Raw genomic sequence first — 22523 nt, 5'->3', positions numbered from 1 at the left:
ATAAAGGAGAACTTAAAGCGGTTATAGAAAAATATATTAGTAAAGTATGCATTATGAGAGTAGGAAGATTCTATGGATTTACAATTTTTATTTAAAGAGCCAATTAAAGAGACACTGGAATTAAGCCCTGGTTATGAAGACCATGCTAGTGATGTATGGTTGGTAAAAACAAATAATCAAGAAGTAGTTGTGCGTTCTTCTAAAATGAAAGAAGATCCTAATAATGAATTTTGGTGGGGATGCAAAAAGTTATTTGGAATTGACCCAAGGCAAGTTTATGAATTAGAACACGTAAATAATACATTGAGTAAGCTAAATTCAATACCAATACCAAGAGTAATAGATAAAGGGAGGATTCTAACAAAAGAATTTGTTGTTGTAGAAAAACTAAAAGGACAAATAGTCGAGTCCTTTATTGATCAGCCATCTTCAGTTTTGCAAAGTTTAGGAGAAGGTTTGGCTAAAATTCATCGGCATAAAGAAAATTTTGTTGGTAATCCATCAAGAAGCTATCAAGTAAGTTTGAAAGAATTTAATCAACATATGAAGGATGCTTTATTTGAATTAGTAAACCGTTTTCACATTAAGGACGAAGCAATAAAAAGCAAGCTCCCTGAAATAAATAATTTAATCAATGGATTATCTGTACCTGAATATTCGACGTTTGTGCTCGTTGATATGGATCCAACACAGTTTTTATCAGATGGTAGGGAAATCACTGGTCTTGTCGATACGGAAGCATATGTTATAGCCCCTAGAGAGTTAGATTTTATCGCATTAGAATATGTGCTAGATGTAAAATCAGTTCAAGATTTTAAAAAGGGCTATGAAATGGTAATGGAAATTCCAAATTTAACAAAGTGTAGAATACCGTATCGATATTTATACAGATTATTAGCCGTTCAAGGTAGCGTGGATATAGAAGAGTGGTTAAGACATAAGACGTTATTTTAATTATCAGCTTAAGACAGTTAGGTAGAATTGTTCAATAAATTTAAAGGAGAAGTTATCAATGATTTCTTTTTTTTGGTTTCTAGACCATAAGAGCAAGAATGAGGACGAATTGAATGTTTATGCCTTGTTAAAATGAGATTCAGTACACTATAGGAGGAAATAAAATGACAACAATTCAGGAATTCAATGAACTTCATTCGTCGACGGAACCATTATTTTTGGGGAATGCTTGGGATCTACTATCTGCCTTAATTCTCGAGAAAGCAGGATTCAAAGCAATTGGTACGACCAGTTGGGGGATTGCCAATTCACTTGGATATGCGGATGGTGAACTAATTGATTTTGAGAAGCATTTAGAAATAATTAAGATTATTACAGATAATGTTAAAATACCTGTTTCAGGGGACATTGAAGCGGGATATAGTGAAGATATTGATACAATTGTTAATCATGTATTAAGAACAGCAGATATTGGTGTCGCAGGAATCAATATTGAGGATTCGCTAAAAAAACAACAAGGATTAAGAGAGTTAAAAGATCACTGTAATCTTTTAACGAAAATTAGAACAACTCTTGATCAAAATGGTTTTAAAGATTTTTATATCAATGCAAGAACGGATACTTATTTACAAATGGAAAATCCACTTTCGGAAACGATTATTCGAACACGGGCGTACGTTGAAAGTGGGGCTAGCGGAATATTTATCCCAGGATTAATAAAAGAGGATGAAATTAAAGAGATCGCTTTTCTTATAGGCGCCCCTCTTAATATACTGTCTTTACCTGGTTTAACCAATTGTAATAAGCTGAAGGATATAGGTGTGAAGCGGTTTAGCTTTGGAAATGCTTTATCGGATAAAGTAATTGCCTTTTTAGAGAAAAATGCGACACAAATACTCGAGTTGAAGGATACTTCACTTTTATATGAAGATTAAACTAAAAGAACGGAGAAATTAAAGGTGAATAATATTAATCTCTCTTTTGAAGAAATGTGGGAAAAGATTATTGCGTGTGATCGAACATACGATGGGCTGTTTTTTACAGCAGTAAAAACAACAAAAATCTATTGCCGTCCTTCATGTAAATCAAGGAAACCAAAAAAAATAAATGTAGAATTCTACTATGACATAATTGAAGTTGAAAAATCGGGGTTCCGTGCTTGTAAGAGATGCCAGCCAGAAGTTGAGCATACCCCGCATATCGGACTTGTAAGAAATGTAACTAGCTATTTGGTCAATAACTATAAACAAAAGGTAGCATTACAGGATATTGCTGATTATGTCGGTATAAGCCCATATCATCTTGATCGCCTATTTAAACAGGAAACTTCAGAAACTCCGCGTACTTATTTAGAGAAAATTCGAATCGATAAGGCGATGCATCTTCTTAAAAATACTAATCACACGAATCTCGAGATTTGTTATGAAGTTGGATTTCAAAGCACTTCCAATTTTTATAAGTCATTCCGCCGTTTAACAAAGTGTTCCCCTAGCGAATATCGTACCCTTGAGGGGTAAGGAGTTGTTGAAATGAATTGGATTGATCACCAATCATATATAGAAATTTATACGCCTGAAGAATTCAGTTTCGAAGAGTGTTTGTTGTTCTTAAGCAGGTCTAAACAAGAAATATTGCATCAAATAAAAGATGGATATTTATATAAATTAATAAAAGTAAATCAAGAGTTAATTTTGTGTAAGATTGGATGCAATCAAAATATAATTCTAGTTGATTTTCCAATCACTCCACCCTCCAAAGGAATCCGTGAAGAAGTGGCATCGTATATATGGGAATGGTTTGATTTGGATACAGATCTTCGAGTGTTTTATGAAGCAGCAAAGCGGGACAAGGTGTTACAGGGTTTTGCTCAAAAATATTATGGCTTAAGGATCATGTGTATTCCAGATTTATTTGAAGCACTATCATGGGCAATTATTGGACAGCAAATAAATTTAACATTTGCTTACATATTAAAAAAACGCTTTGTTGAGAACTTTGGTGAAAGTCTTACCTTTAAAGGAGACACCTTTTGGCTATTCCCGAACTATGAAAAGATCGCAACTATAAGTGTGGATGAGTTAAGGGAACTGCAATTTTCAGTTAGAAAGGCCGAATATGTAATAGGCGTAGCTAAGATCATGGCAAGTGGTGAATTAACAAAGGATTTGCTACTGGGCGATCAAAATTATCAACAAATTCAAAAGTCGTTAATGAAGATTAGAGGAATAGGAGCTTGGTCTGCTGACTATGTGATGATGAAATGCTTACATCATCCATCTGCCTTTCCAATAACGGATGTCGGTCTCCACAATGCGCTGAAAATCCATTTAGGCCTAGGACGTAAGCCGACAATAGTTGAAATCAAAGAGCTCTCAGCAAATTGGGGAGGGCTGCAAGCATACGCAACCTTTTATCTATGGAGGTCTTTATATGAGCAAGTTATATAAATTAGATTATGAATCTCCAATTGGAGTGATAGAAATAACTGGTACAGATGAAGCAATTAACTCTATTATGTTTTCTGAACAGGACAGATCCGTAAATAATAAGCTAGACGAAACGCCAATTGTTTTAGAAAGTTGCTACTGTCAACTTGATGAATATTTTAAAGGAGAGCGTCGTGAATTTACGCTTCCTATTAAATATGAAGGGACAGACTTTCAAAAAATTGTGTGGAACGCCTTAACAAGTATTCCATACGGAAAAACAGTGGCGTATAAAGATATTGCAGTTTCAATTGGAAATGAAAAGGCTATTAGAGCTGTAGGAAATGCAAATGGAAAAAATAAATTAAGTATTGTTATACCTTGTCATCGAATTATTGGATCAAACGGAAAATTAACAGGTTATGCAGGGGGCGTGTGGAGAAAAGAATGGCTACTTCAGCATGAAAAAACTAGTAGTAAAGGAATTACTACAGATTATGGAATATAGATCGATAAAATAAAAAGGGAGAATAGACAATTGCCTATTCTCCCTTCTTTGATTAGAGTACTGATTTAGGTTCTTACAGTCCCGCTCAGCAAATTAATATCTTATTTAGTATAGTTATCAAAGTAACCTTGGATAAAGATCATTGGAGTACCTTTGTCACCACTGCCTGATGTTAAATCAGATAAAGAACCGATTAGGTCAGTTAGTTGGCGAGGTGTAGTACCTTGTGCTTCCATAGCTCCTACAAGGTCAGTTCCTTTATTATCAATGTACTCAGAGATAGCTTTTTTAAGTTCTTCGCCTCTTAAATCAGCAAAGTTATTATCAGCAAGATATTTTAATTTGATTTCATTCGGTGTGCCATTAAGACCAGCTGTGTAAGCAGGAGATACAACTGGATCAGCAAGTTCCCAGATTTTACCTACCGGATCTTTAAATGCGCCATCACCATAAATCATAACTTCAACATTTTTGCCTGTTTTTTCTTTCAGCATTTCTTGAATTTTATCTACAACAGGTTGGCAATTACGTGGGAAAAGCTTCACACTGTTTTCTGTTGATTTATTTGATCCTAGTAGACCGTAACTTTCGTTGAAGCCACTACCATCAATTGATTCAGCTAGGATATTATCTAGGCTGTAGATTTTTTCTCCACCGTTAGCTTCTAAAATTCTCTTTGTTCTAAATCTTGTATGGATATCACAAGTTAATACGCTCTTAGTATATTCTAAGATTGTTTTTGGATTGTTCGAGAAGATTACTTCACATTCAACACCGTATTCTTCGACTAACGATTTGTAGTAATCGATATAGTCAACTCCAGTGAAAGTGTGTTTGTTATGTCCGAATAATTCGCGGAATTGTTTTTCAGTTAAAACGTCTGTCCATGGGTTAACGCCTTTTTCATCAAGTATATCAAGGTCAACTAAGTGATTACCTACTTCATCTGATGGGTAGCTAAGCATTAAAACAACTTTTTTAACGCCTTTTGCAATACCACGAAGACAGATAGCAAAGCGGTTACGGCTTAAGATAGGGAAAATAACGCCTACAGTGTCATCTCCGAATTTTGCACTAACATCTTTTGCGATGTGATCGATTGTAGCGTAGTTACCTTGAGCGCGGGCAACGATGGATTCTGTTACTGTTACGATATCTTTATCTTGAATATTAAAGCCTTCAACTTCTGATGCTTTTAATACACTTTCTACAACGATATCTTCAATGCTATCGCCTTGATTGATGATTGGGCCACGAAGACCTCTTACAACTGTTCCAACTACTCTTTCCAAAATAATCGCTCCTCATTGCTATATTGTTTACTATCATTTTTTTTAAAACTCACAACTTGTAATATACCTCAAAATAGTGATATAAGTAAAATTAATATATCAAATGATAGGTATAAGGTGATGTTATATGGTGAGTAAATTAGATTTATATAAAGTGTTTTGTAAAGTGGGTAAAAGCTCAAGCTTTTCAAAAGCCGCAAATGATCTGTATATGACACAGCCAGCTGTTAGTCAAGCTATTAAACAATTAGAAAATGAACTAGATATCCGCCTATTTAATAGAACGCCTAAAGGGGTCACATTAACATATGAAGGTAGTTTGTTATTTGAATATGCAAATTCAGCTATTAATTTGCTTCGTGTTGGAGAAGAGAAGCTTTTAGAGTTTAAAGATTTAACTACTGGCGAATTGAAAATAGGTGTGGGTGATACAATTTCAAAGTATTTTTTACTTCCTTATTTAGAAGCTTTTCATAATCAGTATCCAAATATTAAATTTAAGATAATGAATGGTACGACAATGGAGCTTTGTACAGTATTAAAATCGGGAGAAGTTGATATTGCCTTCTGTAATTTCCCTATTGATGATCCAACATTAGAGCTTAAACCTTGTCTTGATGTTCAAGACATATTCGTTTGTGGAGAGCAATACATGAAGACCATTACGGAGCCACTTAGCTTTGCTTCAATAGTAGATTTGCCACTAATACTACTTGAGCGCCAATCTGTCTCGAGGAAATATGTAGATGATTATCTGATGACAAAGGGTGTTATGATTTCTCCAGAATTTGAACTGGGTTCCCATGATTTATTATTAGAGTTTGCAAAAATAAATTTGGGAATAGCGTGTGTAACAAAAGAATTTTCCAAAGAGTATTTAAATAAAGGAATACTATATGAAGTCCCTTTAATGGAAGATATACCGAAAAGGAGTATAGGCGTATGCTTTTTAAAAAGTGTGCCTCTATCTCTAGCTTCAACAAAATTTGTTGAAATCGTAGAAAATAATCAAATATAGATAAATGAAAAAACCGCCAAAAAATTTTTGGCGGTTTTTAATGTGTTTCAAGTTCTTAGTACGTTTTATCACCATTAAAGATAGAGTTTTTAACGACAACATAATCTACTGTACGGATAGCGTCAAGTTTTTTGCCGCCAGCATAAGAGATAGATGATTGAAGGTCTTGTTGCATTTCAGTAAGAGTATCTTTTAGAGAGCCCTTATGTTCAACATACAGTTTTTTACCTTCTACGTTTTTCTTCTCACCTTTTTGGAATTCAGAAGCTGAACCAAAGTATTCTTTCAGAAGTTTACCGTCTTTTTCGATAGTCTTACCAGGAGATTCTTCGTGTCCAGCAAATAATGAACCGATCATGACCATTGAAGCACCGAAGCGTACAGATTTAGCGATATCACCATTAGTACGGATACCACCGTCTGCAATGATTGGTTTAGTAGCAGCTTTTGCACACCAGCGTAGAGCCGCTAATTGCCAGCCGCCTGTACCAAAGCCAGTTTTGATTTTTGTAATACATACTTTACCTGGTCCAATACCCACTTTAGTAGCATCAGCGCCAGCGTTTTCTAATTCTCTTACAGCTTCTGGAGTACCAACGTTACCAGCAATTACAAAGCTAGTAGGTAAGTGTTTTTTAATATGTTGAATCATATTGATTACAGCATTTGAATGACCGTGTGCAATATCGATTGTGATGAATTCAGGAATTATCTTATCTGCTGCTAATTCTTCGATGAATGCATACTCTTCTTCTTTTACACCTACGCTAATTGAAGCGATTAATCCACGAGCTTGCATATCTTTAGTGAAATCTGCACGTTTTTGTGGTTCAAAACGATGCATTATATAGAAATATCCATCTTCAGCTAATTGGATGGCTACTTTTTCGTCAATAATAGTTTGCATATTTGCAGGTACTACAGGTAATTTAAATGTATGTTCACCTAAAGTAACTGATGTGTCACATTCAGATCTACTATTTACTATACATTTTGCGGGAACCAATTGAATATCTTCGTAATCAAATACATTTTCCATAAAACACACTCCTAAAACCGAATAATAATTATTCTTGTAAATAAAACGTTCGTCTTTTAGTAATTTACATTATTTTTGGCCTTATGTCAAAAGAAAATAAGCGTTTTCATCTTTTTCTGCAGTTATTCAATAAATATTCATAAAAAAATCGCGTTGGGAAGTTAAAAAAGAGTTTAATGTTAGGGATTCTTAAGGGAGAGAAGCCATTAGTGTCAAACGATGATATTTATTAAAAGTAGCATTAGGAAATCTTGATAAAATATACATTGAAGTTTTAGAGGGTAGTTTGTAAATCGCTGTTTATATTCATATTTATTAAAAACTTTTTAGTAATATCGTATGTAGTATAGTTTGATCTTCATCACTGGTAGTTACATTGAAAAGTTCCTTCTAATTATTTCTGTTCTTAGAATTTCAAAATATTCACTTTAATTTAAGCAAATTATGGACATTAAAAAGCATTACATTTAGTGGTATACTAATTAAATAGATTAACCATCTGAAAGGAGATGAAAATCTTTGAAATACATTAAATCACAAATGCAACAATTAATAAATGAAAACAAAGAATTGCATACAAAATTTAAAGAGTTGAAAAAATCTTTAGATCTTGAAAAAAACTATGCATTGAAAGCTTTATATCATGCAGAAGTTGCTGATGGCGGTAAATATCAACAAGACTATCAGGCGTTAGATGACCCAAAATACTAAGAGCATTTTATAATATATATTTGAGTATCAATAACGTAATAAAAGGCTAAATCGATAAATTTAATATAACTTATATAGGGATATCTGCTTATTGGAGAGTTATCACATACAGAATATATTTATGGGTTAATTTAGTTTTAATTGGATAATGACAGGAAAAAAGACTTGCGAATGATGAGTCTTTTTTCTTTTTTTTGGTTTTTTTTCTGTTAAATTAGAAATATGACGTTATTTGTAGTTAATTTTTTTATATTATGTCCGATTTGATAGTAATTCACTGTTTAAGAAGTTAATATTATAGTAACAATAATACATTTCTTGAAAGGGAGCATCGTATGATAGAGATAGAAATGAAATTGAAGAAATATTTAATTGGACAGCCTTCCATTGTAATAAATGAGGATGAAACGATGGAAGATAGTATTGAAGTACTGGATGCACGAAATGATGTCAAATACGGTTATATTGAAGTGACGGACGATAAAGAGCTGACAAACATCAATATTGATTTTGATAGATTAGTAGAAAATAACGATGTAGAGTTAGAAAGTCTAGAAGAACTTGGGATGGATGAAATTTTACATATTACAGAGTCCTTTGTGAAGGATTTCGGCCGTGAAGCAGTACAATTTAGTAATTTCTCTGAGATTGGCGAAGGGGAATATTTAGTAGTTTATGAAGCTATAGATAAAAAATTAAAACTCCCTTTACCTAATTCTGGTGCAGTTATAGAGATCAATTCATACGGTACTATTACAGCGGCTACTATATTCCAAGAGTATTATCAACTTACATATCCAAAAGTAGAAGTAACAGAAGCTGAAGCAAGAGAAATTTTATGTAAAGAAACATTAGTGGAATTAGGAATCGAAGAAAATGAAGAGCAAGGAGAATTTGAGTTAGTTTATCAACCAATTCGAGATTATATAGGTGTTACTGTTGGCGGGGAAGTTCAAAAAGCTAGTCAGTTGTTCAGTGAATCAAAGCTTGAACAATTTGCTGTTACACCTGTTCAAGTAACAAAGGCATTGCCAAAATTATTAGGTGCAACCGATCAATATGTATTACGTGAAGAAGAGGGTAATTTATATTGGTATGATGCGGAAGAGTTAGATGCCAATGGTGAAGAAGCAGAAGCTGTAATCGAAGTGCTACATTTTGATGATGCGGGTGCTAACTATGAATCTAATGTGGAATGGGATACAGAAGTAAAGACTGAGTTACCTTTTGAGCAATTGAAAGAAAATGCAATGCAATTTTTAGAGATTATTGCTGGTGAAATACATTATAAATACATGCTTGAAGAACAATCTATGTCGAATGATGATACAGAAGAATTTGATGATGATACAGATGAGGATTTCTTCAATGTGGGCGAATATGATGAAGACGAGCATGAAGACGAACATGAAGATGAGCCGACGATTATGTTTACTTTTATCCCATTTTTCCATGAATACAAATTAGACAAATACTCCGTCCTAATTGAAGTAGGTATACATACTGGGATTATTCGTTCTTGTCTGTATAGTGCATTAAATATGGAGGCTATTCGAGGTGTTAGTACTACACCATTGATTACATTGGAAGAAGCGGATGCTATATATAAACAGAGTTTGCAGATGAAACTTTCACGTTTTGAAGAGATAGATGAAGATGATGAAATGACAATCTATAGCTTAAATTATTCTGTTAACACCCCTTCTGAAAATGGTGTAATTGATAAGATTAATGCTACAACAGGTGAAGTTACGTACACTGAATCAGATTTTATTAGAGGCTAAAACTAGTTGTAAGAAAGAAAATAGTATTCTGAGTATTTAACAAAATGGTTGTTGACAGTGAAAGTTCGTTACTGTAGACTGTGTACAATGATAATTGAATACGACCTCACTTTTTAATAGGTGAGGTAGAGGCGCGATATCTATTAGTCTTTAGTGGAGCTTGAGAAACTATGAAACTATTGAGAAGGAGATGTCGCCGAAGTTTGTAATACACTCGATGTTACTTGCTGGGTCTGCAGTTAATAACTGCAGGACTGTCTCAATGAACGTCCTAGTTCGTTGAGTTGAGCTATCTCATTAAGGGATAAGTAGAGGATTTAGGCTATTGTACAATGCGACCTGAGTTCATCTCAGGGCGCGTTTTTTATACGTACAATAGCCTTTTTTAGTATTTTGAAGAAAATTAAGGATATTATTTAGAGGGGGAGAATATAATATGAAAAAAACATGGGCAATTTTTTCTGCTATGACACTACTTGCTATTTTACTATTAGCTGGTTGTGGGACTAAAGATGCAGGTTCGGGATCAGGTGCATCTACTGAAGGGGAAACAAAAAAAGAAACATTCACAATTGGTATGGAAGCGGGATACCCTCCGTTTAACTGGACACAAAAGGATGATTCAAACGGCGGCGTGAAAATCTCTGGTAACGCAGAATATGCTGGCGGTTATGATGTTGAGATTGCAAAAAGAGTTGCAGAATCTTTAGGAAAAGAACTAGTAATCGTCAAAACAGAATGGGACGGTCTAGTACCTTCATTAACTTCAGGTAAAATTGATGCAATTATGGCGGGTATGTCTCCAACTGAAAAGCGTAAAAAGACAATTGATTTCACTGATAACTACTATACATCTAATTATGTAATGGTTGTTAAAAAGGGCAGTAAATACGAGAAAGCTAAATCAATCCAAGATTTTAGTGGTGCCAAAATTACAGGTCAATTAAATACAACACACTATGATGTAATAGATCAAATTACTGGTGTTAAAAAACAAGCTGCAATGGATAACTTCCCTGCAATGCGTGTAGCACTTGAATCAGGTGTGATTGATGGTTATGTATCTGAACGTCCAGAAGGTATTAGTTCTTCAGCTGCAAATGATAAATTTGTAATGGTTGAATTCACAGATGGCTTTAAAGCGTCTGAAGAAGATACAGCAATTGCTGTAGGTATTGAAAAAGATAGCGAATTAAAAGATAAAATTAATGAAATTTTAAAAGGTATCTCTGAAGAAGAGCGTACAGAAATTATGGATAAAGCGATTGCAAACCAACCAGCTGCAAAATAATGTATGACGGATACCGGCTGCATATGAAGCAGTCGGTATTACTGCTTTTGAAGGAGGAACAGTATGAGTATTGATTGGATTATAAGTATAGCAACAGAAAACTGGGAAATGTTCCTTCGCGGGGCATGGATGACGTTATTAATTGCAACACTTGGTACTGTTTTCGGTGCAATCATTGGATTACTTATCGGTATTATTAATACGATTCCTAAACCTGAAAGAGGATTAAAAAGAATTGTATTAAAACTAATAAATATAATTCTTGGGATATACGTAGGATTTTTCCGAGGTACACCAATGATTGTTCAGGCAATGGTAGTTTTCTATGGTGCTGCCCAAGCATTTGGTGTAGATATGGACCGCACGTTTGCAGCAATTTTTATCGTTGCTATTAATACAGGAGCGTATATGGCTGAAATTGTACGTGGCGGCATTATCTCAGTAGATAAAGGCCAATTTGAAGCAGCTCAAGCGATTGGCATGAATCATTGGCAAACTATGATTCATGTAGTATTACCACAAGTTTTAAGGAATATTTTACCTGCAACAGGTAACCAATTTGTTATGAATATTAAAGATACATCAGTATTGAATGTAATTGGGGTTACAGAACTATACTTCCAAACAAAATCTGTTTCGGGGAATAATTTCAGATATTTCGAGTCATTCTTTGTAGCATGTATTTTATACTTAATCATGACATTCGTAGTGACGAAAATTCTACACTACTTTGAAAAACGATTAGATGGTCCACAAAACTATCAAATGATTGATGATCTAGAACAAATGGAAGGCAAAAAAGCATGATGCGGGCAAAGGAGATAGACTTATGAAAAATGTAATCGAGATACAACATCTAAGCAAATCCTTTGGCACTCATGAAGTTCTTAAAGACATTGATTTCTCTGTAAACAAAGGGGAAGTTGTCTGTGTCATCGGCTCTTCAGGATCAGGGAAATCTACGCTTCTACGTTGTATTAACTTATTAGAAAGACCAAGTGGAGGACAGATTGTTTATCAAGGTGACAATATTCTAGATAACAACCATAATATAAATAATTATCGTACAAAACTAGGTATGGTATTCCAATCATTCAATTTGTTTAATAACCTTAATGTATTAACAAATTGTATTGTAGGTCAAACAAAGGTTTTAAAACGCTCTAAAAGTGATGCTGAGAATGTTGCTATGAAGTACTTGAAGGTTGTTGGTTTAGATCGTTATGTCAATGCGAAGCCACACCAATTATCAGGTGGTCAAAAGCAACGTGTAGCTATTGCTAGAGCGCTGTCTATGGAACCAGATGTATTACTTTTTGATGAACCAACATCTGCACTCGACCCAGAAATGGTTGGAGAAGTTCTAAAGGTTATGAAGGAATTAGCAGGTACAGGTCTTACGATGTTAATCGTGACACATGAAATGGAATTTGCAAGAGAAGTTTCAGATCGTGTTGTTTTCATGGATAAAGGGGTCATAGTGGAAGAAGGTTCACCAGAACAAATCTTTAATCATCCACAAAGTGAACGCACAAAGGCATTTCTAAAGCGCACGTTTAAACAATAGGGGTATTGCATAAGAAAGCCGTTTCCTACATCATTCGTTTGATATAAGGAACGGCTTTTTATATATGCCACTTATTGTTGATTTCTTTTATAAACATGGAGGTATTCTTTTTACTTCCCATAATTGGTGAATATACATAGGAAAAACTCCGTTTAAATACACGGTCCTCTAGACGGATAACAGCGAGTGTCCCTCTTTTTAATTCATGTTCAATAACATTTTTTGACAGAAGTGTAAGACCATCAATTCCTTGAGTCATAAATTCTTTTAATCCTTGATTACTGCTAATAGAGATAAGCGATTTAATATTAATGCCATTAGATTCTAGTACATGAAGTAAGTAATTACGCGTACCTGAGCCTTCCTCGCGAGTTAGCCACGTGTGATTATGTAAATCTTGAATCGTTATGCTTTCTTTTTTTGCAAGTACATGTGAAGGTGAGGCGACTAACAATAACTCGTCTTCCATAAAGGGTTCTACAATTAACTCTTTATTGGTTGTTTGCCCTTCGATCAATCCGATATCTATCTTTAGCAATTGAACAGCTTCAACAATCTCATCCGTATTTCCGATTATTACTTCCAGGTCAAGTTCAGGATATTTTTGTTGTAAGGTAACGAGTAATGAAGGTAGTACATATTCGCCAATGGTAAAGCTTGCGCCAATCAGCAGTTTTCCTTTAATTTCATTTTGAAGTGTTAGAATATCCGATTTGGTTTGATCATAAATGGCTAACATTTGTTTAGCGCGATCATAGAGAATTTCACCAGATGGGGTAATTTTTAGCGATTTAGGTGAGCGTAAAAATAACTGTGTATTAAACTCAGTTTCTAAATTTTTTATGTGTAAACTAACGCTAGGTTGAGAAATATGGAGGTATTCAGCTGTTTTCGTAAAATTTTTTATATCCGCTAAAGCAACGAATGTCTTTAAGGCATCGTAATACATTAAATTCCCCCTTATTAGAAATACTAATAGTCATAATTACTTATCTGTATTTTACTGATTATTAATTCTCCAGTAAAGTTTAGGTACAAACAAAAATAAATGGGGTTAAAATATGAAGAAAATAATAAATGTTCTACCTGGATTAATAACTTGTATTATTATCGCCTTTATTGGAATGGTATTTGGTCGTTTCTTTCCAAGTTTAGGCAGTGGATTATTTGCTATATTAATAGGTATTTTGGTCGGCAATTTAAAGTTTGGGTCTAACCCGATGTTAAGACCAGGAATAAAGTTTTCAGAAAGTAACCTACTGTACTATTCAATTATTTTATTGGGTGCAACGTTAACATTTAATTCTTTATTTAATATTGGGCTAACGGGTATCTCTTTTATACTTATCCAAATGGCTGGGACAATTGCTTTTGTCATTTGGTTGGGAAAATATTTAAGTTTTGGTGAGGACTTTCGTTTATTGATGGCGAGTGGTAATGCAGTTTGTGGGTCTTCAGCAATTGCATCAACAGCACCAGCAATTAATGCAAAAACATCAGATATGGCTGTATCTATAACAATTGTTAATTTACTAGGTACAGTAATGATGATTCTTTTACCTGTCATCACAAGTACCATTTTTCATAATAATGTGCTCCCATCTTCAGCTTTGATCGGTGGGACATTACAATCCGTAGGGCAAGTAGTTGCCAGCGGGAGCATAGTTGGCGAGGCAGTGAAAGATCAGGCAGAAATTTTTAAAATCAGCAGAATCATTTTCTTAGCATTAGTTGTTTTTGTTCTAAAACGCATAAAGATGGCAAATCAAGAAGTTCAAGAAGCCACTAAAGGGAAATTCAACATACGTTCAATAGTCCCTTGGTATGTAGCAGGGTTTTTATTATTGTGTCTAATCAATAGTATTGTTTTATTTCCAACATCAATTACACATCCAACTAAAGTTTTTGGGAACTATTTAGAAATCACAGCACTTGCAGGTATTGGTATGAGTGTAAATATAAAAGATTTAACGCAGCATGGATGGAAATTATCTGCATACGCAGGTGGTATTGGCCTATTCCAAATTATTTTAGCGTTAATCCTAATATTCATGTTGCTTTAATGCCCTGACATTACTACTTTCAGTTGAGAAATTGGTAGTGGTGAGTCATATAAAGCAGACTGCAATATTAATGTATTTAGTTGATTGGAGCGAAAAGCGTCCGCACGTAGCGGAAATCAAAGGTAGTAGGTAGCATTCATCCATATTTTTATAAAAGAAAAAAGACTGTAGGCAAATTCGAAATTCTTCGAGTTTAGCTACAGTCTGAACCTCTCTTAAATGAGCGGTTTAAGTCTATTTTTTAAATAACAGGTAAATGAAGTATGGTGCCCCAATAAGAGATACGATTATACCTGCTGGAATGCTACTAAAGTTTATAATATTACGACCTATAGTATCGGCCAGTAGTAATAGCCAACCGCCTGTTAAAATGGCTACAGGTATAAATAATTGATTTCTTGGTCCTACTAATGCTTTTGCAATGTGAGGGGACAAAAGACCAATGAAGGCAATTCCGCCGGTCACTGAAACGGCAGAAGCAGCTAATGCAACCGCAGTTAACAGTAAAACAATTCTTTCTTTCTCAAGTGAAACACCTACTCCGATAGCAACAGGTTCACTCAAGTTTAGTAAGTTCAGCTTATTTGCCTTAAAAAGAGTAAAAGGAATTAATATAACAAGCCAAGGTGAAATTGCCCAAACAAAGGCCCAATCATTACCCCATATATTTCCCGCTAACCATTTGGCGATAAAATCCACTTTTGTACGTTCAGCTGATGAGATTAGAACAATCATTACGCCTGAAAGCGCCATTGAAAACCCAATACCGACCAAAACTAAGCGTACAGGTTGTAGACCTTCTTTCTTACTATAAGAAAATGCATATATCAATATAGCCGTTAGCAAAGCACCTAAAAAGGCGACTGCCGGTAAGACATATATAAATGAACCAACATCAACAGGGAAAAATAAAAAGAAAATAGCTACGCCAACTCCAGCGCCAGCATTAATCCCGATAATTCCTGGATCGGCTAAATCATTACGTGTAATGCTTTGCAAAATGGAGCCAGATAATGCGAGTGCCATACCCGCTAAAACAGTAATAAGAATTCGAGGTAGGCGTATTGAAAAGAGAACAAATTCTTCTTTGAAAGTACCGTTACCTAGAATAGTTGGAATGATACGGTCGAATGAAACTGAAGATGCTCCCATACCTAAACCGATAATAAATGTAGCTATAATTAATGCGCATAGTATAAATATGATTAATCGTTGTCTTCTAATCAAATGAGGTGCAATCATGAGAATACTTTGCCCCCTCTACGAACAATGATTAAAAAGAACGGTAGTCCTAAAACAGCAATAATAGCAGCAATAGGCGTTTCATAAGGTGCGTTAATTGTACGCCCAACTGTATCAGCTAATAGCATAAAGGAAGCTCCTACGATAGCTGACATGGGAATAACAAGACGGTAATCTGTACCGACAATGGCACGCACGATGTGAGGTACCATTAAACCGATGAAAGCCATATTTCCTACAAGGGCCACTGATGTTCCAACTAAAATAATAATGATGAGAAATAAAATGATTTTTACACGCATTGTATTTTGTCCTAAGCCAACTGCTACTTCTTCACTTAAACTTAGTAAAGTCAGCTGTCTTGAAAGAAGGAGAGCTACAATTAGACCTACAATAATAATAGGAATAATTAGTTGTAACTGACTCCATGCAGTTCCGACAAGGCCTCCAGCTGTCCACATAGAAACGTTTTTTGAAATTTTAAAGTATAAGGCTACTCCATCAGCTATCGCATAAAGGAACGCGGAAACTGCAGTTCCGGCTAATACCATTCGCAGTGGAGAAAATCCACCTCTTTTTAACATGCCAATTCCAAATACTAAAACAGCACCAATTGCGGCACCTATGAAACACGCAATCATAATACCGAAATAGCTTGTGGATGGTAGAAGAGCAAAGGTGATGGCTAGAGCAGCATTTGCACCCGCAGTTAGTCCAAGTAATCCTGGATCTGCTAATGGATTTCGTGTCATGCCTTGCATAATAGCACCCGCAACAGAAAGGGCGGCACCAACAAAAATGGCGCCGACCTCTCTCGGTAAACGGATTTCTCGAATCATCGTAATGGTATCACTCGCTGAATCTGAAGTAATAGCTAGCCATACTTCTCTTATAGAAGTATTTGCAGCACCGAATACCATAGCTACTGTAAATATACAGATCAGAACGATAATTCCTACTATGAATTTAATAACAAACGGTATGGATTGTTGTTTTTCTTTTGTCATAGTTAATCATCATTCCTATTTTAAAATTAGTGATGCTTATTTTCCTAAGAAATGGTCTTTGAAGAATTCTAATTGATATTCTAGAGTTAACGGATCATTGAAATAGAATTCATTAGCATTTGCTTCGTATACATGACCATTTTTAACAGCAGGAATGTTTTTAAATGTTTCTGTTTTTTGGAATGAATTATCACCATCAGAGAATTTACTTAAGATAACATAATCACCAGCATAGTCAGGTAAAACTTCTTGAGAAAGAGCATAATATCCATCTTTTAAGACTGACTCTTCTACTTTTTTAGGCATTTTTAATTTCATTTCTTGATATAAAATTTCTGTTCCACGGCCCCAGTGATCGCCGTATACATATAGGTCTTTATTGAAACTTTCGATGACAGAAACTGTTGTATCTTCCCCGATTTTAGCGCGGATTTCATCGCCTGCAGTAGCAGCACGTTCTTTAAAATCGTCAACCCATGCTTTTGCTTCTTTTTCCTTATTTAATAATTTACCAATTTCTAAATGTTGTGTTAGGTAATCTACTTTGCCATAAGTAAATGTAACTGTTGGAGCGATTTCTTTTAGTTTATCAATGTTTTTAGCAGTTGAAAGACCAATGATTAAGTCTGGTTCAAGCTCTATAATTTTCTCTATATCTTCATCTGTTACTTCTTCAACATCTTTTAAAGTTGAATCAAAGCGAGGATTCATTTTTGCCCAAGCGTCAACACCTACAAGGGGTACATCAAGTGACATTACATTACCTGCAAAAGAACCTAATACTATTACTTTTTGTGGGTTAGCTGGCACTTCTACTGGACCATCTTCAGATTCATATGTAATCGTCGCTGGCTCATTGTTTTTATCTGTTGAAGTATCCTCAGCTTTATCCTCAGTTTTATTGCCACAAGCGGCAATGATTAGAACGAATAATAATAAGAATGGTAAAAATAATTTTTTCATTTTTCTTCTCCTTTTAATAAATCATATGTGACACACATTGGTTTGTTTGTTCTAGGGTCTATTCCGATATGAGCATCAATCGCAAATACTTTTTCAAGTACTTCGGCCGTCATGACATCTTCGCAATTGCCAGCTTTCACGATTTCTCCATCTTTTAAAGCAATAATATAATCAGCAAAACGTGCTGCTTGGTTTAAATCATGTAATACCATAATAATGGTACGTTCTTGTTCTTCGTTTAACTTTTGTAATAGATTGAGAACTTCTAATTGATGGGCTAAATCTAGATAAGTTGTTGGCTCATCAAGGAAAATAATTTCTGTCTCTTGTGCAAGCGCCATGGCAATCCAAACACGTTGTCTCTGACCGCCCGATAATGCGTCTACAGAGCGATATTTGAATTCAGTAGTTCCTGTTACATCGAGAGCCCATTCAATAACGTCATAATCCTCTTTTGTTAGTCGGCCTAATCCTTTTTGATAAGGAAATCTTCCGTAGGATACAAGTTCTCCAACGGTCAATCCACTAACGCTCTCTGGAGTTTGAGGGAGAATAGCCATTTTGCTCGCTAAGTCTTTCGTATTTTGCTTCGCAATGTTTTCACCATCAAGTAAGACAGCACCTGATTGTTGTGAAATAATACGAGTCATTGTTTTCAAAAGCGTTGATTTACCACAACCATTTGCGCCGATGATCGTTGTAATTTTTTTATCAGGAATTGAGATACTCAATTCTTTGACAATTAAACGGTCACCATAACCAATGCTTAAGTCATCTGTATATAGGCGAACCATGATATGACTAACCTCCGTTTACAAAATATAATTAATAGATTACAATTGAGAATGAATTTCAGTATCATTGCACATGCTTAAATATAAGGTCAATGATACTGAAAGTCAATTAATTTTTTGAATTGAAGAAAATAGATAGATACATAAATTATTTAATACAAATTAGGAGTGTTAATATATGGAGCTACAAGACTTATACGATGTGACTGTCATTGGTGGAGGACCAGCTGGATTATATTCAACTTTTTATAGTGGATTACGTGAAATGAAAACAAAAATCATTGAATATCAGCCTCATTTAGGTGGTAAATTACATGTTTATCCAGAAAAAATGATATGGGATGTAGGGGGGCATAAGCCACTTCCTGGCGAGCAATTGATAGAGCAGTTAGTCGAACAAGGATTAACGTTTAATCCAACTGTCGTGTTAAATGAAAAAGTAGAATCTATAGAAAAAAATGATGGAAATCTTTTTGAATTAACGACAGCTTCAGGAAACAAGCATTACTCCAAAACCATAATAGTTGCCGTTGGAAGTGGTATCTTGAACCCAACGAAAATTCAACTTGAAGGTGCGGAGAAATTTGAAGTATCGAACTTGAATTATACAGTAAAATCCATTCAACGCTTCAAAGATAAAACGGTCATCATTTCTGGCGGTGGTAATTCAGCAATTGACTGGGCAAATGAATTAGAGCCAATAGCAAAAAAAGTGTATTTAACATATCGAAAAGATCAACTAAATGGACATGAATCACAAGTGAATCATTTATTAGAAAGCACAGTCACATCCTTTTTTAACACATCTATTTCAAAATTTATTGCTAGTGATAATAGAGAAATAATTGAAAAAGTAGAATTAACAAATCATCAAAATAATGAAGTAGAGTATGTAGAAATTGATGAAGTCATTATTAATCATGGTTTTGAACAAGATGCATCTTTACTTCAAAATAGCGAAGTTGAAATTGATATTGCGGATAACTTTTATATTGAAAGTAACTCTTCTGGCGAATCGTCAGTACCAGGTCTATATGCTGCAGGCGATATTGTAAAATATGAAGGTAAAGTGAATTTAATTGCTGGTGCATTCCAAGATGCAGCAAATGCAGTAAATAAGGCTAAGAAGTATATTGAACCTGAAGCAAATGGTGTTGGAATGGTGTCCTCACATAACGAGTTGTTTAAAAAACGTAATCGGAAGTTAATTAAAAAAATGATGGAATGTTAAAGTATATTGATCATTCGTAATTATTACTACTAGCCAACCAATTTTTAAAGTATAAAAAATGAAACCCGATAAAGCCAGTGCATCAACTGACTGCTTAATCGGGTTTTTATATTTTACAAAGGAAGGTTAATTGGAAAGTAAATTTAATATGGAGATATTTCCTTAACCATAAATCACTAATCTAACTGCATAGTAGCCAATGATTTAGGTCTTCATGTTTCTTCTTTTGACTACATTACCTGTTTAACTTAAAGATTATTTTCTTAATATAAGTAGAGCATTAAGTAAATGTTTTTCCTTGTAAATAGAACAATGGTAAAATGGCTTAGTGATTGCGTTTTCATAAAATAGAGATTTTTAAGCAAATTCATTTTTATTGGTAATTTATTATAGGAGAGTTCTAATGAACAATTTAAGTACTAGATGGAGGAAGTCCGAGCTGGTATGGATAATTCTCATCGCTATTTTGACAGCTATTAGCAGTGAAATAAAAGTGGCACCTTTCAATGGAGAGAATTTTCGATTTGGTCTTGGGAGCATAATGTTCCTTTTACTTATATTAATTCGCCCGCCTTATGCGCTTATAAGGGCTGGGGTTGTTACGGGGTTAACGGTAGTTTTATTCCGGATTATGAATGATGTAGCGTTTAATTTGTTTGATTTTACGGAAAGTTTAAAGCAAAATGCGCCCGCCTTTATTTATTACTTTATTTTTTCTAGTGGTTTTCGAATATTTGGCGTTGAAAAGTATCAAGATAAGCCATTGCGCTTAGGTATATATGCAACACTTCTTGAAATTGTAGGGAATAGTGCAGAGCATATCATTCGCGCTTTCTTAATAGCTGAAACGAATATTGATCTATTTGATTTGGGACTATTAAGTGCAGTTGCTTTATTGAGAAGCTTTTTTGTCGTAGGTTTATATAGTTCAGTCGTTATTTCAGAGCAACATAAACGATTAGAAGAAAAGTTAACTGTAGACTCAGGTTTATATGTAGAGACGTTATATTTGCAAAAATCAATGAATCATATAGAAAAAATTACAGCTTCTAGCTATGATTTATATCGTAAATTAAAGGACATTGAGCAAAGAGAGCTAAGTGTCAAGGCTTTGCATATTGCCCAGGAAATTCATGAAGTAAAGAAAGATGCTCAACGTATATTCTCGGGTTTATCGAACATGACGCTTCAAAAAACAAATGATGTATATTTTTTGTCGAATTTACTTGATTTCGTTACAACAGCCAATACGAAATATAGTGAGTTATTAGGTAAACAAATTGTTTTTCATGTGAAAGTATCCACCGATTTTGAAACGAATCAACAAATTCCATTATTAGCTATGCTCAATAATCTTGTGGCAAATGCGGTTGAGGCAATAGATGATGTTGGTGAAATTTCAATTGAGGTATTTGATATAGAAAAGAAGACATGCTTTAAAGTAAGTGATTCTGGTAAGGGTATATCTAAAGATGATTTAGATTTTATTTTCGAACCAGGTTTTACGACGAAATACAATAAGCAAGGTGTTGCAGCAACCGGGATTGGTTTATCACACGTACGCGAAATTGTACAAATGCTTGAAGGGGATATTTCTGTTAGAAATTTTGAGAGTGGCTTAATTTTTCGAATCGAAATACCAACGAAGAATATTCGAAAGAGAGTTGAATAATCCTGCGTTATTTTATAGTAGACGATGATGCAGCTAGCCGCCGAATGCTGAAGCAAATAATTATTGAAGGTGATTTGGGGGTAGTAATTGGGGAGGCTGATAGTGGAGAAAGTGCATTGCCACTTATTTTGTCAAGTCATCCTGATCTTGTATTAATCGATTTATTAATGCCGAATTTAGATGGTATTGAAACAATAGAACAATTGAGAAAACAAGGATTTAAAGGTCATTTTGTGATGATCTCACAAGTCGTTAATAAAGAAATGGTGGGACAAGCATACGAAAAAGACGTGGAGTTCTTTATCCATAAACCCATCAATCGTGTTGAAGTGCAAAATGTCCTAAAAAAAACAGCTGAGCGCTTTTTATTAAAACGATCACTGCTCACGATTCGTGAGTCGTTAATAAACTTTGAAGAGACCACGAAAGAAGAGACACATCGAACTATAAGAGATGTAGTTTTATCCATTTTAAATGATATGGGTATTGTAGGAGAAGTAGGAAGTGACGACATTCTAAGTATAATGGAATTGTTGATTAATCGTAGTGAATCTTCCATGCAATTGCCAGCTTTAAAGGATTTGTATGAGGAACTTGCATCTGAAACAAAGACTAACGGTGTTGAGATAATGAAAGAAAGTAAGGCCATTGAGCAACGAATACGTAGAACGATATTGGCCGCAATGAATAATTTAGCAACTTTGGGTGTTGTCGATTATACAAACCCTGAGTTTGAATACTATGCTCCGCGCTACTTTGAGTTCTCAGAAATTCGAACATGTATGCGTTCCATTCAAGAGGATTCTAAGATAACTAGGAAGATAAAAGTGAATGTGAAGAAGTTCTTACAAGTGTTATATGTAGAGTCTTTAGAGAAGTATCATCATCCACCTAAATAGGTAAATAGTTAGTGGAAAAACAATATAATTTCTTATTTCAAAATTTTTTAATCAAATAAATG

General features: G+C 34.6%; 22 protein-coding genes and 1 riboswitch. Of the genes, 15 read left to right on the top strand and 7 right to left on the bottom strand.

The window, feature by feature from the left end:
* Window positions 1-72: 72 nt before the first annotated feature.
* From MHH85_RS19755 to MHH85_RS19735, 5 genes are all read left to right on the top strand, one after another.
* Window positions 73-954, top strand: coding sequence for a phosphotransferase (locus MHH85_RS19755; protein ID WP_340708270.1), 882 nt, complete (start codon window positions 73-75; stop codon window positions 952-954).
* 164 nt (window positions 955-1118) lie between these two features.
* The gene (locus MHH85_RS19750) at window positions 1119-1889 is read left to right on the top strand and encodes an isocitrate lyase/PEP mutase family protein (protein WP_340708269.1); all 771 of its coding nucleotides are present in this window, start codon (window positions 1119-1121) and stop codon (window positions 1887-1889) included.
* Between the two features lie 54 nt (window positions 1890-1943).
* Window positions 1944-2471, top strand: a complete 528-nt coding sequence (locus MHH85_RS19745) for a bifunctional transcriptional activator/DNA repair enzyme AdaA (RefSeq protein WP_340708533.1) — start codon at window positions 1944-1946, stop codon at window positions 2469-2471.
* A gap of 12 nt (window positions 2472-2483) precedes the next feature.
* Window positions 2484-3401 carry a DNA-3-methyladenine glycosylase family protein gene (locus MHH85_RS19740; RefSeq protein ID WP_340708268.1) on the top strand — a complete coding sequence of 306 codons (918 nt, stop codon included), beginning with the start codon at window positions 2484-2486 and terminating at the stop codon, window positions 3399-3401.
* The gene (locus MHH85_RS19735) at window positions 3385-3888 is read left to right on the top strand and encodes a methylated-DNA--[protein]-cysteine S-methyltransferase (protein ID WP_340708267.1); all 504 of its coding nucleotides are present in this window, start codon (window positions 3385-3387) and stop codon (window positions 3886-3888) included. The genes MHH85_RS19740 and MHH85_RS19735 overlap by 17 nt, the downstream gene beginning before the upstream one ends.
* Window positions 3889-3989: 101 nt before the next feature.
* Here the strand turns inward: MHH85_RS19735 and MHH85_RS19730 are convergent, their stop codons facing one another.
* A complete protein-coding gene (locus MHH85_RS19730) occupies window positions 3990-5180 on the bottom strand; it encodes a coenzyme F420-0:L-glutamate ligase (protein WP_053418463.1) in 1191 nt (396 codons plus the stop codon).
* Between the two features lie 127 nt (window positions 5181-5307).
* Here MHH85_RS19730 and MHH85_RS19725 point away from each other — a divergent pair, with 127 nt between their 5' ends.
* Window positions 5308-6198, top strand: a complete 891-nt coding sequence (locus MHH85_RS19725; RefSeq protein WP_340708266.1) for a LysR family transcriptional regulator — start codon at window positions 5308-5310, stop codon at window positions 6196-6198.
* Window positions 6199-6253: 55 nt separating this feature from the next.
* On the opposite strand, the gene guaC is transcribed toward MHH85_RS19725, so the two are convergent.
* Window positions 6254-7237: a GMP reductase gene (gene guaC, locus MHH85_RS19720; RefSeq protein ID WP_053418465.1), complete on the bottom strand. Its 984-nt coding sequence runs from the start codon at window positions 7235-7237 to the stop codon at window positions 6254-6256.
* Between the two features lie 519 nt (window positions 7238-7756).
* On the opposite strand from guaC, the gene MHH85_RS19715 reads away from it, so the two are divergent.
* From MHH85_RS19715 to MHH85_RS19695, 5 genes are all read left to right on the top strand, one after another.
* Window positions 7757-7948, top strand: coding sequence for a hypothetical protein (locus tag MHH85_RS19715; protein ID WP_038178903.1), 192 nt, complete (start codon window positions 7757-7759; stop codon window positions 7946-7948).
* Window positions 7949-8283: 335 nt separating this feature from the next.
* Window positions 8284-9732 carry a hypothetical protein gene (locus MHH85_RS19710; RefSeq protein WP_340708265.1) on the top strand — a complete coding sequence of 483 codons (1449 nt, stop codon included), beginning with the start codon at window positions 8284-8286 and terminating at the stop codon, window positions 9730-9732.
* Window positions 9733-9850: 118 nt separating this feature from the next.
* Window positions 9851-10032: riboswitch (Lysine riboswitch) on the top strand.
* 136 nt (window positions 10033-10168) lie between these two features.
* Window positions 10169-11023, top strand: a complete 855-nt coding sequence (locus MHH85_RS19705) for a transporter substrate-binding domain-containing protein (RefSeq protein WP_340708264.1) — start codon at window positions 10169-10171, stop codon at window positions 11021-11023.
* Between the two features lie 63 nt (window positions 11024-11086).
* Window positions 11087-11830 carry an amino acid ABC transporter permease gene (locus MHH85_RS19700; protein WP_038178910.1) on the top strand — a complete coding sequence of 248 codons (744 nt, stop codon included), beginning with the start codon at window positions 11087-11089 and terminating at the stop codon, window positions 11828-11830.
* 22 nt (window positions 11831-11852) lie between these two features.
* Complete coding sequence (locus tag MHH85_RS19695; protein WP_340708263.1) at window positions 11853-12590, top strand: amino acid ABC transporter ATP-binding protein; 738 nt, start codon at window positions 11853-11855, stop codon at window positions 12588-12590.
* A gap of 58 nt (window positions 12591-12648) precedes the next feature.
* Here the strand turns inward: MHH85_RS19695 and MHH85_RS19690 are convergent, their stop codons facing one another.
* The gene (locus tag MHH85_RS19690; RefSeq protein WP_340708262.1) at window positions 12649-13539 is read right to left on the bottom strand and encodes a LysR family transcriptional regulator; all 891 of its coding nucleotides are present in this window, start codon (window positions 13537-13539) and stop codon (window positions 12649-12651) included.
* 112 nt (window positions 13540-13651) lie between these two features.
* On the opposite strand from MHH85_RS19690, the gene MHH85_RS19685 reads away from it, so the two are divergent.
* Window positions 13652-14653: a YeiH family protein gene (locus MHH85_RS19685; protein ID WP_340708261.1), complete on the top strand. Its 1002-nt coding sequence runs from the start codon at window positions 13652-13654 to the stop codon at window positions 14651-14653.
* Window positions 14654-14887: 234 nt separating this feature from the next.
* Here the strand turns inward: MHH85_RS19685 and MHH85_RS19680 are convergent, their stop codons facing one another.
* The 4 genes from MHH85_RS19680 to MHH85_RS19665 are packed head-to-tail and all read right to left on the bottom strand — an operon-like array spanning window position 14888 to window position 18659.
* Window positions 14888-15895 (bottom strand): FecCD family ABC transporter permease, encoded by a 1008-nt coding sequence (locus tag MHH85_RS19680; RefSeq protein ID WP_340708260.1) that lies wholly within the window; start codon window positions 15893-15895, stop codon window positions 14888-14890.
* On the bottom strand, window positions 15892-16902 hold the full coding sequence (locus tag MHH85_RS19675) for a FecCD family ABC transporter permease (RefSeq protein WP_340708259.1): 1011 nt from the start codon (window positions 16900-16902) through the stop codon (window positions 15892-15894). Before MHH85_RS19675 ends, MHH85_RS19680 begins: the two co-directional genes overlap by 4 nt.
* 36 nt (window positions 16903-16938) lie before the next feature.
* Complete coding sequence (locus tag MHH85_RS19670; RefSeq protein WP_340708258.1) at window positions 16939-17865, bottom strand: iron-hydroxamate ABC transporter substrate-binding protein; 927 nt, start codon at window positions 17863-17865, stop codon at window positions 16939-16941.
* Complete coding sequence (locus MHH85_RS19665) at window positions 17862-18659, bottom strand: ABC transporter ATP-binding protein (protein WP_193737956.1); 798 nt, start codon at window positions 18657-18659, stop codon at window positions 17862-17864. The genes MHH85_RS19670 and MHH85_RS19665 overlap by 4 nt, the downstream gene beginning before the upstream one ends.
* Before the next feature lie 178 nt (window positions 18660-18837).
* Here MHH85_RS19665 and MHH85_RS19660 point away from each other — a divergent pair, with 178 nt between their 5' ends.
* From MHH85_RS19660 to MHH85_RS19650, 3 genes are all read left to right on the top strand, one after another.
* Window positions 18838-19890 carry an NAD(P)/FAD-dependent oxidoreductase gene (locus tag MHH85_RS19660; protein WP_340708257.1) on the top strand — a complete coding sequence of 351 codons (1053 nt, stop codon included), beginning with the start codon at window positions 18838-18840 and terminating at the stop codon, window positions 19888-19890.
* Between the two features lie 403 nt (window positions 19891-20293).
* On the top strand, window positions 20294-21562 hold the full coding sequence (locus tag MHH85_RS19655; RefSeq protein WP_340708256.1) for an ATP-binding protein: 1269 nt from the start codon (window positions 20294-20296) through the stop codon (window positions 21560-21562).
* Window positions 21563-21564: 2 nt separating this feature from the next.
* Complete coding sequence (locus MHH85_RS19650; RefSeq protein ID WP_340708532.1) at window positions 21565-22461, top strand: response regulator; 897 nt, start codon at window positions 21565-21567, stop codon at window positions 22459-22461.
* The last annotated feature ends 62 nt before the right edge of the window (window positions 22462-22523 follow it).

The sequence above is a fragment of the Viridibacillus sp. FSL E2-0187 genome, assembly GCF_038006425.1.
Lineage (GTDB): Bacteria > Bacillota > Bacilli > Bacillales_A > Planococcaceae > Viridibacillus > Viridibacillus arvi.
The sequence above is the reverse complement of the archived record's forward strand: the minus strand, read 5'-3'. Positions and strand labels throughout refer to the sequence as shown.

Bases quoted from the DNA above. Each gene is read 5' to 3' on its own strand.
- MHH85_RS19690 (WP_340708262.1), bottom strand. From the start codon at position 13,539: ATGTATTACGATGCCTTAAAGACATTCGTTGCTTTAGCGGATATAAAA.
- MHH85_RS19675 (WP_340708259.1), bottom strand. From the start codon at position 16,902: ATGACAAAAGAAAAACAACAATCCATACCGTTTGTTATTAAATTCATA.
- MHH85_RS19670 (WP_340708258.1), bottom strand. From the start codon at position 17,865: ATGAAAAAATTATTTTTACCATTCTTATTATTATTCGTTCTAATCATT.
- MHH85_RS19685 (WP_340708261.1), top strand. From the start codon at position 13,652: ATGAAGAAAATAATAAATGTTCTACCTGGATTAATAACTTGTATTATT.
- guaC (WP_053418465.1), bottom strand. From the start codon at position 7,237: ATGGAAAATGTATTTGATTACGAAGATATTCAATTGGTTCCCGCAAAA.
- MHH85_RS19655 (WP_340708256.1), top strand. From the start codon at position 20,294: ATGAACAATTTAAGTACTAGATGGAGGAAGTCCGAGCTGGTATGGATA.
- MHH85_RS19750 (WP_340708269.1), top strand. From the start codon at position 1,119: ATGACAACAATTCAGGAATTCAATGAACTTCATTCGTCGACGGAACCA.
- MHH85_RS19735 (WP_340708267.1), top strand. From the start codon at position 3,385: ATGAGCAAGTTATATAAATTAGATTATGAATCTCCAATTGGAGTGATA.
- MHH85_RS19700 (WP_038178910.1), top strand. From the start codon at position 11,087: ATGAGTATTGATTGGATTATAAGTATAGCAACAGAAAACTGGGAAATG.
- MHH85_RS19710 (WP_340708265.1), top strand. From the start codon at position 8,284: ATGATAGAGATAGAAATGAAATTGAAGAAATATTTAATTGGACAGCCT.
- MHH85_RS19695 (WP_340708263.1), top strand. From the start codon at position 11,853: ATGAAAAATGTAATCGAGATACAACATCTAAGCAAATCCTTTGGCACT.
- MHH85_RS19705 (WP_340708264.1), top strand. From the start codon at position 10,169: ATGAAAAAAACATGGGCAATTTTTTCTGCTATGACACTACTTGCTATT.
- MHH85_RS19755 (WP_340708270.1), top strand. From the start codon at position 73: ATGGATTTACAATTTTTATTTAAAGAGCCAATTAAAGAGACACTGGAA.
- MHH85_RS19725 (WP_340708266.1), top strand. From the start codon at position 5,308: ATGGTGAGTAAATTAGATTTATATAAAGTGTTTTGTAAAGTGGGTAAA.
- MHH85_RS19745 (WP_340708533.1), top strand. From the start codon at position 1,944: ATGTGGGAAAAGATTATTGCGTGTGATCGAACATACGATGGGCTGTTT.
- MHH85_RS19740 (WP_340708268.1), top strand. From the start codon at position 2,484: ATGAATTGGATTGATCACCAATCATATATAGAAATTTATACGCCTGAA.
- MHH85_RS19680 (WP_340708260.1), bottom strand. From the start codon at position 15,895: ATGATTGCACCTCATTTGATTAGAAGACAACGATTAATCATATTTATA.
- MHH85_RS19665 (WP_193737956.1), bottom strand. From the start codon at position 18,659: ATGGTTCGCCTATATACAGATGACTTAAGCATTGGTTATGGTGACCGT.
- MHH85_RS19660 (WP_340708257.1), top strand. From the start codon at position 18,838: ATGGAGCTACAAGACTTATACGATGTGACTGTCATTGGTGGAGGACCA.